The following is a 12,945-nucleotide window of genomic DNA, read 5'->3' as shown; positions in this document are numbered from 1 at the left end:
GGGCAGGCGGAGCCTGCCCGACGAAACCTGCACGAGGGGCCGCAGAGGCTCCGAAGTCAAGGGTGGGACGGAGTCCCATCGCGAAGCGACGCCGAAGGCGCCCTTGAGTTTGGAGGGGCGGCCCCGTACGCTGCGCCGCCCCCACCGCCCCGAATTATGAAGGCCGTTTCACGACACACACGGCTACTCCAACTAGAGGGCGCCCCGGTGCGACACCTGACCATGAAACAAGCATTTGTGCCGTACGAAATGAACCCACTAACAAGACGTGGCGCCCGGGTCGACACGTGAGACCAGACCAGGACGAAGCCAGACGAGCAAGGAACGAGGTCTCAGAGAAGGGGCGATGGCACCGGCGCCGCCGACCGGTTAACTTGGCGCATGACATTCGTTGCGGTGGCAAGTGGTGGCAGCACGGCCTCGGAGGACGCCGCGGGCGGCACGATCGTTGTGACGCTGTTGTTGCTCGTGGTGGCGCTGGCTGTGCTGTTGCCATTGCGCGCCTGGCGGCCGACCGCGTTTGGACGGCTGCGATGGTGGGTGCTCGGCATCGTAGGCGGCGGCCTGGTGACCACACTCATCGTCGATCCGCTAGGCGTGCTGGTAACGCTGTTCCTGACGGCGCTCCTGATGATCGTGGCCTGGCCTGTGGTGGCGCTGGCCGCCGTAGCGACAGGAGTGTGGGCCGTTCGGTCCGGTATCCGTCCAGGCCAGGCGGCGGCGCGTGCGACGTGGGTGCGCCTGGTGTTGACATGGTTTCTGGCGCTATTGGCCTTGTACGGCTACGGCTTGATGAACACGAGAACCATAGAGAAGGACCCCGGAGACGCCTGCCGGTTCTCGGCAACGGGATATCAGCCGGACGGATCGATGAGCCTGCTGCCTCTGTCGGACACGACCTGCGGCGCCGACTCGGTCCCCGGCTTCGTCAATCCCCTGCTGATGCTATTGACCGCACTACTGGTGATCTGCGTCATCGGCGCGGTGGCCTCACACCTTCAACCGGACAAGCCCGAATAAGAGAAACCCTCAACACGCTCACGACTGACAGCTCTACCCTCTGGTAATGAGCCTTCGCGAAGAACGGCTGAGCGACTCGGATGCTGTGCGGGACGTCCACTTGCGGGCCTTCGGCGACCATGGCCAAGTAGTGGCGGACCTTGTCGACACTCTCCGAGACACCATCACGCCCGGGAACGGGCTCTCACTGGTAGCCGAGCACGACGAACAGGTCGTCGGGCACGTCATGTTCACCCGCAGTCTGCTGGACGCGCCTCAGCGGCTGGTGGAGGTTCAAGTGCTCAGCCCCTTGGCCGTCCGACCGGAGTACGGCGGGCGAGGCATCGGCTCCGCGCTGGTCCGGCACGGCTTGGAGATCCTCACGGAACGTGCCGTCCCTCTCGTCTTCCTGGAAGGCGACCCGACCTACTACTCACGCTTCGGATTCACTCCAGGCGGAGACAAGGGTTTTCGGAAGCCGTCCTTGCGCATCCCCGATGCCGCTTTCCAGGTCGTCACACTGCCGGAGTACGAGCCGTGGATGACAGGGACGCTGGTCTACTCGGAGCCATTCTGGCGACACGACGCGGTCGGCCTGCGTGAACCTCCCACCCCCTAGGTCCTGTTCCTAGATCATGTGCGACTTCGGCGTGCCCAGAACAGGGCGTGGCCGCTATCGCCTTCGGGGACGAACTGCCGGTCGGTGACCTGCAGGCCGCTCTCGTCGAGCCGGACCGATAGGGCACGGCGTCGGTGTGGCTCCACCACATGGTGGCGGGACCACCGAGCCAGTTGGCCTGGGTTCCGGTCCAGGCGTCCTGACCGGTGGTCGCCAGTAGCCAGCCGCCGGGGCGCAGCCACCGGGTGATGTTTTGCAGGAGCTAAGGTTGCTGATCGAGCGGCATGTGATCAGTGCATAGAGGCAGACGATGGCGTCGAAGCTCTCAGGTAGCAGCTCGAGTGCCGTGGCGTCTGCGCGGATGAAAGTAGCGTCACAACCAGTGACCGGGCTCGTTCGATTTGAACGTCGCTGATGTCCACGCCGGTCACCTGGTGTCCAGCGGCGGTGAGGCGCCGGGCCACCGGGACGCCGCAACCACACCCGAGGTCCAGGACGTGCCCGCGCTCGGGAAGACGCACCACCAGGTCAGCCAACCAACGGTCATACTGCTCGATCGTGTCGTCGTCACTGCGGTAGTGGCGAGACAAAGCGTTGTAGCCGGAACGGACCAGCTCGGTGGTATCGGTGTCCATGCCGACAAGCAAAGGCCCTCGCCTGCGCGGGAGGCGACGGGATCGCGGAGCCAGATCTTGCTGGACGCGACGTCGATGGTGCCTCGGTAGATGACCTCGCGCCGGTCGAAGCGCGTAGCCGCGGCGCGGAACTGGCGGAGCTTGTTAACGGCGCGCAGCCCGTCCAGCACCGTCGCCCACGTTCCGTCACGTGACCAGCGACGATGTCGCTTGTAGACGGTCTGCCTCTTGCCGTACTGCGTGAGCAGGTCCCGTCACGGACAACCGGTCCGGGTCCGCCAGAACACCCCATTCCTCGTCCGACGGCGGTCTGCCCACCGGCCACCACGACCAGGGTTACCCGGCAGCAGCGACTCCAGCCGCTCCCACTCTCCATCGGAGATGGCATTTCGATCCAGCGCGCAGCAGACCTACAGGCCAGCCGGATCAAGATCCAGGGAACACGCTCTAGCAGCCCGGCCGGAGACATTTTCACCGTCCTTCGCGCCAGCCGCCCCAGCCGCCTCGCAGCACCCACTGCAACGCTGCATGCCCGACCATACGCGGAGAGTGACTTCGGAATTCCCGGGAAGGCTGACGCAGGTCAACCGACACGGGCTCAGGGGGCAGGACACCGGGCCGCCGCACCGATGAGTTCAAGAGTGCCCTCAGGTCTACCTCCCAACAGGACGACCAACTCACCGACGTAGCTCTGGAGTAACGCATGGGACTCATCCACATCGAGATGTTCGCGACCCTCGACCTGGTCGCACAGGCCCCCGGCGGCCCCGAAGAAGACCCGGCAGGAGGATTCCCGTTCGGCGGCTGGCAGGCGCCCCTGCTGGACGAGGTCGCCGGGGCACAGATCGGTGCCGCGTACGAGGGCACCGACGCCCTGCTGCTCGGCCGCCGGACGTACGACATCTTCGCCGCCTACTGGCCCCACCAGGAGGGCGGCGAGGACAACGAGATCGCCACGCTGTTCAACAGCGTCCCGAAGTACGTGGCCTCCCGGGGCGAACCCGATCTGTCGTGGGAGGGGTCCACGCAGCTCGGCCCGGACCTGGCCACCGCGGTGCGCGAGATCCGTGACCGGCACGAGAACGTGAAGGTCGTCGGAAGCCTGGACCTGGTGCAGACCCTTCTACGCGAGAAGCTCTTCGACCGCCTCGACCTCTGGGTACACCCGATCGTCCTCGGCGTCGGGAAAAAGGTGTTCGAGGCTGGCGCGGTACCCACGAACCTCACGCTCCTCGAACCTCCGAAGTCCAGTCCGACGGGGACCGTGTACCTGCGCTACGGACTCGCCGACGGCACGCCCAGAACAGGAGACATGAGCGCACCCGATCGCGGTGTCGAACACAACGAGTGAAGCCGTCCACACCACGGGACCGGTCTCACCGACACGGAAACAAGCCAGGTTTGTCTTACCTCGGCGTAAGGCTCCACGGTGTCGACAGCGCGACGACCTGCCCCACCGAGGACGCGGACGCCACGCGACGGCCCGACGACACTCCGTCGCGCTGGCCGAACCGGACAAACCGGTCTACCGTCGCCCCATGGTCATGCTACGTGTTGCTTTGATTACAGTAATCGCTGTCGTCACTCTCGGCAGCGGCGTCGCCAACGCAGTGGAAACCCGACGATTTCTGGGGGAGGGCGGCAGCGACTTCGGTCTCGCTCTCACCTACGCGCGCGCCCACGCCAAGCGCCAGGCCGAGCAGGCCGGATTCACCGACTGCGTAGAAATCTGGAAGAGAGAGTGGGCCTACACCGCAAAAGTGCTCTGGGAGTGCACCAGATAGCCCCAAAAGCTGTCGTCCCCGGCCCTAGCACCTCCAAGGTCGCCAGCGGTGAATCCGACCGAGCGAAAACAAGAAGCTGAAGTCGCACCGCAGTAGGTCGCCTGAAGACCAGGCGCAACTCGCCAAACCGAGCTCCCGCCTCCTCCCCGTCCGCATCCCAGGTTGTTAACGACCAAGACGGCCGTCGCGGTGCTGGATCGCCCCGCACGAGTGAGCGAACGAACTCTGGGGCGAGGCCATTTCGGGAGTACCTGCGCCGCGTGGCTCTCTTGGCGCGACACTACGACGCCGACGACTAGTGCTCGTTCTACGACCCTGCGGCCACCGTAAGCCCGTCGACCCGAGTGGGCCCGGCAGTGCTGGAGTGTCTACGCGTCCCTCCACCGATGGGCAACTTCGTCGCTCGTGCTGACGTACGAACGCGGCGGCGGCTTCGGGATGTGCGACGGCCGCTTCGTTGACATACACGGTGACACCGTGAAGGTGGGTGCCCTCCGCTTGTGCGGAGGGCACCTCTCGTGGTTGTTAGGTGTTTTTGATGGTTTGGGTGAGGTGGTGGAGGGTTTGGGGGGTGAGGAGGAGTTTGGGGCCGTGGGGGTTTTTGCTGTCGCGTATGGCGATGGTGTCGTCGATGCGGGCGAGTTCGACGCAGTCGCCGCCGTTGTTGGAGCTGTGGCTGGACTTGCGCCACTTGGCGGTGCTCAAGTTCATTTCAGCCACCTTCGGAGGTTGGTTGGCTGGTTGGGGGCGGGTGCCCTCCGCTTGTGCGGAGGGCACCTCTCGTGGTTGTTAGGTGTTTTTGATGGTTTGGGTGAGGTGGTGGAGGGTTTGGGGGGTGAGGAGGAGTTTGGGGCCGTGGGGGTTTTTGCTGTCGCGTATGGCGATGGTGTCGTCGATGCGGGCGAGTTCGACGCAGTCGCCGCCGTTGCCGGAGCTGTGGCTGGACTTGCGCCACTTGGCGGTGCTCAAGTTCATTTCAGCCACCTTCGGGGGTTGGTTGGCTGGTTGGGGGCGGGCGCCCTCTGCTTGTGCGGAGGGCACCTCTTGTGGTTGTTAGGTGTTTTTGATGGTTTGGGTGAGGTGGTGGAGGATTTGGGGGGTGAGGAGGAGTTTGGGCCCGTTCGGGTTTTTGCTGTCGCGGATGGCAATGGTGTCGTTGACGCGCGCTAGTTCGATGCAGGCGCCTCCGTTGGACGTGCTCCGGGAAGCCTTGCGCCATGTGGCGGTGGTCAGGTCGACCATCTTTCTTTCACCGTCCTTAGTATGAGGTCCTTGGACTGGCTCACTGGTAGTGCCAATGAGCGTAGATCTTTCATCGTTCGGGAGAGGGTCGCCAGGTCTTCCGGCTCACTCATGGTGAGCCCACGGGCGCCGGACTCGACGTATGCGACCTGAGTGCGGTCCTCCATAGTCGCGATGTAGAAGGAGCCGCTGTTGCCGTCGTGTTCGGCGCTGGCCGGAACGATCTGGATCGAAGCCCTCTCCAGAGGGATCGTAGCCAGGTGCTTCAGTTGCTCCCGCATGATCTCGGCGTTGCCGGCGGGACGGTAGAGAACGCCCTCGTCCAGGAGAAGCGAGTACTTCGGCGGATTCTTCCTGGCGAAGACCTCCTGGCGCTTCATGCGCGCTTCGACAGCCTCCTCATCTCGGAGTAGGACGGCGGCATACGCGGGGGTCTGGAACAGGCCGTCGACGACCGAGAGGCTGTAAGACTCGATCTCGTCGGCCTCCGGCTCGACGAGGTACCAGTCGAACCAGAGCGGGAAGGCGGCGTCCTTGACCAGGTCGTCGTAGAGATCGAGCAGCTCGTTGTTGGCGCCGAGTTCGCTGTCCAGGGACGCGGCGAACTCCCGGGTGCAACGGGCGCGGCCGTTTTCGACTGCGCCGATGTACTGGGGGGTGACACCCATGCCGTTGTGTGCGCGACATGCGAGATTCTCTTGCGTCCAGCCCTTGGCCTTCCGGAACCGGCGGAGCCGCCGACCAAACGCGAGCAGGGTCGGCGAGACCGTTCCCCGCTTCCTCTGCGGAGCCATGACTCCATCCTCTCTCAAGTACAGCCCAACTGACTATCAACTGGATGGTCTGCATTTGGGTGACTTGTCGACTGCGGCCTGCGATTTGTCACACAGCGTAGCCTTGTCATGGCTGAATGGGGTCGGCAATCTCCAAACTCGTTGTGAAAGGACGGCCGACCATGATCGATATGGGCGTCGAGGCCGGGGCAATCTCCATACGGTGTTCTGCGCGTGCGCCGGGGAAAGCGCGTTCGTGGGTCGGTGGTGTGTTCAGCGCGCAGAAACTCGGTGATGACTACACCGCACGTACTGTCGTCACTGAGTTGGTGACGAACGTGTATAAGCACACTGACACGGAAGTCGTTCTCGTACGTCTTCTGATAGAGGACGGTCGGCCCGTAGTAGAGGTGGAGGACGGGTCCGACGTGGTTCCGGTCGTTGGTGGCGGGGACGGCACCGTGGAGTCTGGACGGGGGCTGCTCATGCTGTCGATGCTCGTCCAGGACTGGGGCGTCCGGGTGCTGCCCGGTGGCGGGAAGGTCACGTGGGCGCGGCTCGGCGAGTGAGAGTGGCGAATCTGCCGGGTGTTATGTGGTGGTGGCGTGTCCGGTACGGGCACGCCACCGCAGAACGGCACTTGGACGTACTGGCGTCTGCTATGTCTGAACGCGGCTGGTCACTTCTGAAGGTGTACGTGGAGTCGCCACCGACGTTGTGGGTCTTCTCTAAGGGCGCTGAGGATGAGGCAGTAAGCGTCCGTGCGAAAAAGGTCCGTGGACGGTGGGATTACCATGTTTGGCCTTGCGTCCAGTATCCGTGCTCCTCGGCTATCAAGGTGGCGGACCTGCTTGATGGCGTTCTGCGGGATCAGGTGAGGGCGCCGGTCTTGGGGACCGGCGCCCGTGCTCGGTCAGTCGGCGAAGATGCCTGAGGTGGCGTTGACGAACGTCGCCGTGATGGCGGCGGCGCCGTCGGAGGCCAGGAAGGCGGCCGTGTCGGCGATTTGGGCCAGGGTGGGGGAGCGGCGCAGCATCCGCATCTCGTTGAGCTGGTTCAGCAGGGACTCGAAGGCCGCGTCGTCCATGTCGAGTCCGTGGCCGGCGAGGCGCCTGCGGGTCAGGGTCTCGGAGAGTCCGGCGGTCCAGATGCCGATGACGCGGACGCCGCTCGGGCCTACTTCTTGGGCCAGGTTCCGGACGAGGGTGTCGATCGCCGCGTCCGCCGGGCCGGTGCCGCCCATCATGGGGCTGCCCTTGGCGGAGCCGCTGTTCAGAGTGAGGATCACGCCGGAGCCCTGCTCGGACATGTGGCGGGCGGCGGTGCGGGCGGTGATGAAGTTCGTGGTGATGCCGGTGGTTATGGGGTGGAGGAAGTCCTCGGCGGTGATGTCCGTCAGCGGGGTGCCGTGGACGTCGCCGCGGGAGGCGAGGTTGAGGGACACGTCCAGGCTGCCGGAGCTGTCGATGACGTGACGGGCGTGGTCCTCGACGGCCTTCTCGTCGAGGGCGTCGACGACGGCGACCTCGGCGCGGCCGCCGGACGCGGTGATGTCGGCGGCGACGGCCTCCAGGGTTTCGCGGGTGCGGCCCGCCAGGTGGACGGTGGCGCCGTGGCGGGCGAAGGTGCGGGCGATCGCGCCGCCGATCGAACCGCCGCCGCCGTAAATGATCGCGTTCTTGTTCTTCAGCATGGTCTCGCTCCGTTCGGTGTGAATGAACGGTTGTTGAGACGTATGGGAGTGGAGAACTAATCGGTGACGGTCAGCGGGAGGCCGAAGGCGGGGAACAGGTGCGGCTCGAAGGACGTGATCTCGACGATCAGGCCGTCCTCGACGCGGAGGACGTCGAGGACCTGGGCGCGGTAGACGCGGGTGCCCGGGCGTTGGACGTAGCCGCCCACCGCGGGCTGGCCGTTGGCGTGGGTGGGTAGGTGTTTCCAGCGTCCGAAGTAGTGGGGGGACGAAGGATCGAACGTCTGCTTGAGCATGGTGACTACCGCGTCCCGGCCGCCGAACCAGAGGGGGTTCGGCGGCATGGTGATCCGGACGTCCTCGCGGAGCATCGCGGCCATGGCGGTCGTGTCGCCCTCGGTGGCGGCCTTCATGTAGCGGTCCAGGAGGACGCGTTCTGCGTCGGAAGGGTTCGTGTCACTCGGCCATTCCTGGCGCCGTTCGGGGAGGTGGGTGCGGAGGGTGCCGCGGCCCCGTTGGAGGGCGCTGTTGACCGATGCGACGGTCATGTCCAAGGCGGTCGCGGTGTCGGCGGCGGGCCAGCCCAGGACGTCGCGCAGGATCAGCACGGCGCGTTGTCTGGGTGGGAGGTGCTGGATCGCGGCCAGGACGATGAGTTGCAGGGTTTCGGACGTTTCCGCTGCCGTCTCGGGGTCCTCGTCGGGGAAGGGCTGTAGCCAGGGGAGGAACGGTGACGGCGTCACGTCGTTGGTCGGGGGGATGGGCGACGGGCCGTACCGCTGGGGGCGCCGGTCGTTACGGCGCAGGAAGTCCAGGGCCGTGTTCGTGGCGATCTTGTACAGCCAGGCGCGGAGGGTGGAGCGTCCCTCGAAGGTCGTCCGGTTACGCCAGGCTTTGAGGAGGGTGTCCTGGACGAGGTCCTCCGAGTCGTCGTAGGAGCCGACCATCCGGTAACAGTGCACCTGGAGTTCGCGTCGGTACGGCTCCACCAGTGCGGCGAACGACCATTCGTCGCTTGTGCGGGCGGCCTCGGCATCGTCCGGATTCGTTACGGGGTTCTGCGTTACGGATTGGGCTGCGGTCCGGGCCAGGTGGTGGAGGCGGCCTACGGAGGAGGAGAGGGACTTCACGGCCGAGTAGAACGGGTGGGGACGCTCCGGTGTGAGGGCCCTGACCTGCCGCTCGATGTCGGAGATCAGGTCGTGGACGGTTCCGTTGGTCGGAGCCTGCCGGGTTCGGTATGCCTTCTGGCGGCATGCGGGGGAGCAGTACAGCGAGGCGCGTCCCGGCCGTCCGGTCGAGGTGGGCAGGGGTTTTCCGCAGACTCGGCATGCCGTTTCGGACATGCGGTCATGGTGTCATGCGAGGGCCTGTCTTACTCCGGCGGCTATTTCCAGGTCCTCGCGGGCGGTTATGACCAGGGTGCGGACGCGGGTGTCGGGGGACGTGATGTCGGTGTCTCCGTCGGCGGTGACGTTGAGGTCCGGGTCGATGGAGGCGCCCAGGTAGGCGAGGTCCTCTACGAGACGCATGCGGACGGACGGGGCGTGCTCGCCGACGCCGCCGGTGAACACCAGGGCGTCCAGGCCGCCGAGCGAGGCGGTCATGGCGGCGGCGCAGGCGCGGAGGCGGTGATGGTAGGCGTCCAGGGCCGCGAGGGCGTTGGCGTCGCGTTCCTCGGCGAGTTCGCGGATACGGCGCATGTCGCCGGTGCCGGTGAGGCCGCGGAGGCCCGAGTCGTTCTCCAAGGCGGTGTTGACGTCGTCCGGAGAAAGGCCATGCTTGATCAGCCATAGCGGGATGCCGGGGTCGATGCTGCCCGCCCGGGACGCCATGATCAGCCCTTCGAGTGGGGTGAACCCCATGGTGGTGTCGACGGACAGGCCCTCGGCGACGGCGCACAGGGACGCCCCCGAGCCGAGGTGGCACACGACCATCCGGGGCGGGACGGCGCCGAGCAGTTCGCCCGCCCGGCGGACGGCGTACGAGAACGACAGGCCGTGGAAGCCGTAGCGGCGCAGGCCGAAACGCTCGCGCCAGGCGGCGGGCAGCGCGTAGGTGGCGGCGGCGTCGGGGAGGGTGGCGTGGAACGCGGTGTCGAAGCACGCCACGGCGGGGACGTCGGGCAGCACACGGGCGATCTCCGACAGGGCGCGGAGGGACGCGGGCTGGTGGAGGGGAGCCAGGTCGGTGAGGTCGCGAAGGTGCTCGGTGACCGTGGGGGTGATTCGGGTCGGTTTCGTGTAGATGGGGCCGCCGTGGACGAAACGTATGCCGATCGCGTCGGGGGTCGGCATTCCGGCGACGATGTCGGCGATCTCGTGACCGGCGCCCGAGTCTTCGACGAGGAGCGTGTCGTCGGCGTCCAGCAGGCTCACCTTCAGGCTGCTGGAGCCGGGATTGACCGTGAGGATCCGCATCGCGTCAGTGCGGCCAGGTCCAGTCGCTGATTTCGGGTGCGTCTTCGCCGTGTTCGCGGGTGTGGGCGCGTAGGCGGAGGCGTTCGTCGGCCATGCGTTGGCGGATGTGGGCGACGCGTCCGCCGAGGGTGGGGACGCGGTCGATGACGTCCATGACCAGGTGGAAGCGGTCCAGGTCGTTGAGCATGACCATGTCGAAGGGGGTCGTGGTGGTGCCTTCCTCCTTGTAGCCGCGGACGTGCAGGTTCGGGTGTCCCGTGCGGCGGTAGGTGAGCCGGTGGATCAGGTAGGGGTAGCCGTGGAAGGCGAAGATGACGGGCTTGTCGGTGGTGAACAGCGCGTCGTAGTCGCGGTCCGGCATCCCGTGCGGGTGTTCGCTGGACGGTTGCAGCCGCATGAGGTCGACCACGTTCACGACCCGGACCCGCAGTTCGGGGAAGAACCGCCGCAGGAGGTCGACCGCGGCCAGGGTCTCCAGGGTGGGGATGTCGCCCGCGCAGGCGAGAACGACGTCCGGGTCGGCGCCGCCGTCCGTGGACGCCCATTCCCAGATCCCGATGCCCCGAGTGGCGTGGGCGATCGCGGCGTCCATCGGCAGCCAGTCGAGCGCGGGCTGCTTCCCGGCGACGATCACATTGACGTAGTCGCGGGAGCGGAGGCAGTGGTCGGCCACGGACAGGAGGGTGTTGGCGTCCGGTGGCAGGTACACGCGGACGATCTCGGGTTTCTTGTTCATGACGACGTCGAGGAAGCCGGGGTCCTGGTGGGTGAAGCCGTTGTGGTCCTGGCGCCAGACGTGTGAGGAGAGCAGGTAGTTCAGGGACGCGATCGGGCGCCGCCATGGCAGGTCGCGGGTGACCTTGAGCCATTTGGCGTGCTGGTTGAACATCGCGTCCACGATGTGGATGAACGCCTCATAGCTGTTGAACAGACCGTGCCGCCCGGTGAGCAGGTAACCCTCCAGCCAGCCCTGACACAGGTGCTCGCTCAGTACCTCCATCACCTGGCCGGACGGGCCTTGGTGCTCGTCGGTCGGAAGTCGTTCGCCCTGGAAGACGCGGTCGGTGACGTCGAACACGTCACCGAGCCGGTTGGAGGCGGTCTCGTCCGCGCCCATGATGCGGAACGTGGACGGGTTGGCCTTCACGACGTCGCGCAGGAACGTCCCGAGCGCGCGGGTCGGCCCGGACGTCGTGGTGCCGGGTTTGTCGACAGGGACCGCGTAGTCACGGAAGTCGGGCAGGGCGAGTGGCTTCAGCAGCAGTCCGCCGTTGGCGTGCGGGTTGGCGCTCATCCGCCGTTCACCCTCGGGGGCCATGGCCCGCACCGCCTCGATGGGGCGCCCGTCGTCGGTGAACAGCTCGTCCGGATGGTACGAGCGCAGCCACTGCTCCAGGAGGGCGAGGTGCTCGGGGTTGTCGCGCACGCCCGAGAGCGGGACCTGGTGGGAGCGCCACGTGTTCTCGACCGGCAGACCGTCCACCTCCGCGGGGCCGGTCCAGCCCTTCGGCGACCGTAGGACGATCACCGGCCAGCGGCGCCGCTCGGTCAGCCCCTCCTCCCGGGCGCCGCGCTGGATGTCGGCGATCTCGTCGAGGGCCTGGTCGAGCGCGGCGGCCATCTTGCGGTGCATGGACGCCGGGTCGTCCCCGCTCACCAGGAACGGCCGGTACCCGTAGCCGTCGAGCAGCTGGGCCAGTTCCTCCTCGGGGATCCGGGCCAGCACGGTCGGGTTGGCGATCTTGTAGCCGTTGAGGTGCAGGATCGGCAGGACGGCGCCGTCCTTCACCGGGTCGAGGAACTTGTTGGAATGCCAGCTCGCCGCCAGCGGGCCCGTCTCGGCCTCGCCGTCGCCGACGATGCACGCCACCACCAGGTCCGGGTTGTCGAACGCCGCGCCGTACGCGTGCGCCAGCGAATAACCCAGCTCACCACCCTCATGGATCGACCCGGGCGTCTCCGGCGCCACATGACTGGGCACGCCGCCAGGGAAAGAGAACTGCCGGAACAGGCGCCGCATGCCCGGCTCGTCCAGCGAGACGTCCGGGTACACCTCGCTGTAGGTGCCCTCAAGCCAGGCGTTCGCGACGGCCGCCGGACCGCCGTGCCCCGGCCCCATGATGTAGATCATGTCCAGGTCGCGGGCCTTGATCACCCGGTTGAGGTGCGCGTAGCAGAAGTTCAGGCCGGGGGTGGTGCCCCAGTGGCCGAGCAGCCGCGGTTTGATGTGGTGCGGCTGGAGCGGCTCGCGGAGCAGCGGATTGTCGAGCAGGTAGATCTGCCCGACCGAGAGATAGTTCGCCGCTCGCCAGTACGCGTCGATCCACTGTGCGTCGATTCCCCGCGTTTCGTCGTCCGTCAAGACGCCGGACCCCCTTCGGTGTCGCTCCTCGCCGAAGGTTCACGTCCCCCCTCTTCGGACACTCAACCGTCCCCGCCGACCCACCCCGCACGCCCGCACTGGTTACAGGAGTGTGGTGATTACAGGTGGTGACAGAGCCACGGCGGCGGGATGCGCATGTGTCCGTCGTGCCGCCGTGGCTTTGTCCCCCCAGCCTGTTGACGGCACCGGCTACAGAGGCGGTCGCCGCGCCCCCAGAAGCCGCGCGGTTCCGCCTCGCCCCCCAGCGAACCGGTGGGCCGTCTCATCAGGTGCGTTGCAGCCTGCCGTGTACTCGCGCGTAGGTTTGCAGGTTCAGGGCCGCGCTCGACGGACGGTCGCCGATCTGCGACGAGAGGTTGACGGTCGGCGACGAGTGGGCGACGGAGCGCGACATGCG

The 12,945-nt window shown here is 66.6% G+C and carries 16 protein-coding genes; 5 read left to right on the top strand and 11 right to left on the bottom strand.

The window, feature by feature from the left end; translation table 11 throughout:
• Positions 1 to 381: 381 nt before the first annotated feature.
• Both BZB76_RS24315 and BZB76_RS24310 read left to right on the top strand, forming a co-directional pair.
• Positions 382 to 1,020, top strand: a complete 639-nt coding sequence (locus BZB76_RS24315) for a hypothetical protein (RefSeq protein WP_121436695.1) — start codon at positions 382 to 384, stop codon at positions 1,018 to 1,020.
• A 46-nt stretch (positions 1,021 to 1,066) separates the two neighbouring features.
• On the top strand, positions 1,067 to 1,618 hold the full coding sequence (locus tag BZB76_RS24310) for a GNAT family N-acetyltransferase (protein WP_121436694.1): 552 nt from the start codon (positions 1,067 to 1,069) through the stop codon (positions 1,616 to 1,618).
• A gap of 290 nt (positions 1,619 to 1,908) precedes the next feature.
• Here the strand turns inward: BZB76_RS24310 and BZB76_RS35380 are convergent, their stop codons facing one another.
• Both BZB76_RS35380 and BZB76_RS36750 read right to left on the bottom strand, forming a co-directional pair.
• A complete protein-coding gene (locus BZB76_RS35380; protein WP_211343155.1) occupies positions 1,909 to 2,253 on the bottom strand; it encodes a class I SAM-dependent methyltransferase in 345 nt (114 codons plus the stop codon).
• A 254-nt stretch (positions 2,254 to 2,507) separates the two neighbouring features.
• The gene (locus BZB76_RS36750; RefSeq protein ID WP_420534819.1) at positions 2,508 to 2,636 is read right to left on the bottom strand and encodes a transposase; all 129 of its coding nucleotides are present in this window, start codon (positions 2,634 to 2,636) and stop codon (positions 2,508 to 2,510) included.
• Between the two features lie 320 nt (positions 2,637 to 2,956).
• On the opposite strand from BZB76_RS36750, the gene BZB76_RS24290 reads away from it, so the two are divergent.
• Positions 2,957 to 3,604, top strand: a complete 648-nt coding sequence (locus tag BZB76_RS24290) for a dihydrofolate reductase family protein (protein ID WP_121436693.1) — start codon at positions 2,957 to 2,959, stop codon at positions 3,602 to 3,604.
• Positions 3,605 to 3,791: 187 nt separating this feature from the next.
• On the top strand, positions 3,792 to 4,037 hold the full coding sequence (locus BZB76_RS24285) for a hypothetical protein (RefSeq protein ID WP_211343154.1): 246 nt from the start codon (positions 3,792 to 3,794) through the stop codon (positions 4,035 to 4,037).
• A 525-nt stretch (positions 4,038 to 4,562) separates the two neighbouring features.
• On the opposite strand, the gene BZB76_RS24280 is transcribed toward BZB76_RS24285, so the two are convergent.
• The 4 genes from BZB76_RS24280 to BZB76_RS24265 form a co-directional block, all read right to left on the bottom strand.
• Positions 4,563 to 4,748 (bottom strand): DUF397 domain-containing protein, encoded by a 186-nt coding sequence (locus tag BZB76_RS24280; protein ID WP_121436692.1) that lies wholly within the window; start codon positions 4,746 to 4,748, stop codon positions 4,563 to 4,565.
• A 78-nt stretch (positions 4,749 to 4,826) separates the two neighbouring features.
• Positions 4,827 to 5,012: a DUF397 domain-containing protein gene (locus tag BZB76_RS24275; RefSeq protein WP_121436691.1), complete on the bottom strand. Its 186-nt coding sequence runs from the start codon at positions 5,010 to 5,012 to the stop codon at positions 4,827 to 4,829.
• 78 nt (positions 5,013 to 5,090) lie between these two features.
• Complete coding sequence (locus BZB76_RS24270) at positions 5,091 to 5,279, bottom strand: DUF397 domain-containing protein (RefSeq protein ID WP_121436690.1); 189 nt, start codon at positions 5,277 to 5,279, stop codon at positions 5,091 to 5,093.
• The gene (locus BZB76_RS24265) at positions 5,267 to 6,073 is read right to left on the bottom strand and encodes a helix-turn-helix domain-containing protein (protein WP_117399977.1); all 807 of its coding nucleotides are present in this window, start codon (positions 6,071 to 6,073) and stop codon (positions 5,267 to 5,269) included. Before BZB76_RS24265 ends, BZB76_RS24270 begins: the two co-directional genes overlap by 13 nt.
• Positions 6,074 to 6,234: 161 nt before the next feature.
• Here BZB76_RS24265 and BZB76_RS24260 point away from each other — a divergent pair, with 161 nt between their 5' ends.
• On the top strand, positions 6,235 to 6,621 hold the full coding sequence (locus BZB76_RS24260; protein WP_147449512.1) for an ATP-binding protein: 387 nt from the start codon (positions 6,235 to 6,237) through the stop codon (positions 6,619 to 6,621).
• A gap of 344 nt (positions 6,622 to 6,965) precedes the next feature.
• On the opposite strand, the gene BZB76_RS24255 is transcribed toward BZB76_RS24260, so the two are convergent.
• From BZB76_RS24255 to BZB76_RS36430, 5 genes are all read right to left on the bottom strand, one after another.
• Positions 6,966 to 7,745, bottom strand: coding sequence for an SDR family NAD(P)-dependent oxidoreductase (locus BZB76_RS24255; protein ID WP_121436688.1), 780 nt, complete (start codon positions 7,743 to 7,745; stop codon positions 6,966 to 6,968).
• 56 nt (positions 7,746 to 7,801) lie between these two features.
• Positions 7,802 to 9,091 carry a sigma-70 family RNA polymerase sigma factor gene (locus BZB76_RS24250; RefSeq protein ID WP_121436687.1) on the bottom strand — a complete coding sequence of 430 codons (1,290 nt, stop codon included), beginning with the start codon at positions 9,089 to 9,091 and terminating at the stop codon, positions 7,802 to 7,804.
• A 12-nt stretch (positions 9,092 to 9,103) separates the two neighbouring features.
• Positions 9,104 to 10,165 carry an acetate/propionate family kinase gene (locus tag BZB76_RS24245; RefSeq protein WP_121436686.1) on the bottom strand — a complete coding sequence of 354 codons (1,062 nt, stop codon included), beginning with the start codon at positions 10,163 to 10,165 and terminating at the stop codon, positions 9,104 to 9,106.
• Between the two features lie 4 nt (positions 10,166 to 10,169).
• A complete protein-coding gene (locus tag BZB76_RS24240; RefSeq protein WP_246007161.1) occupies positions 10,170 to 12,527 on the bottom strand; it encodes a phosphoketolase family protein in 2,358 nt (785 codons plus the stop codon).
• A 286-nt stretch (positions 12,528 to 12,813) separates the two neighbouring features.
• Entirely contained in the window at positions 12,814 to 12,942 is a 129-nt protein-coding gene (locus tag BZB76_RS36430) for a hypothetical protein (RefSeq protein WP_281273901.1), read from the bottom strand.
• Positions 12,943 to 12,945: the final 3 nt, after the last annotated feature.

Source organism: Actinomadura pelletieri DSM 43383, assembly GCF_003634705.1.
In the GTDB taxonomy this organism is placed as follows: Bacteria; Actinomycetota; Actinomycetes; order Streptosporangiales; family Streptosporangiaceae; genus Spirillospora; species Spirillospora pelletieri.
This window is presented reverse-complemented; position numbering and strand designations above follow the sequence as displayed.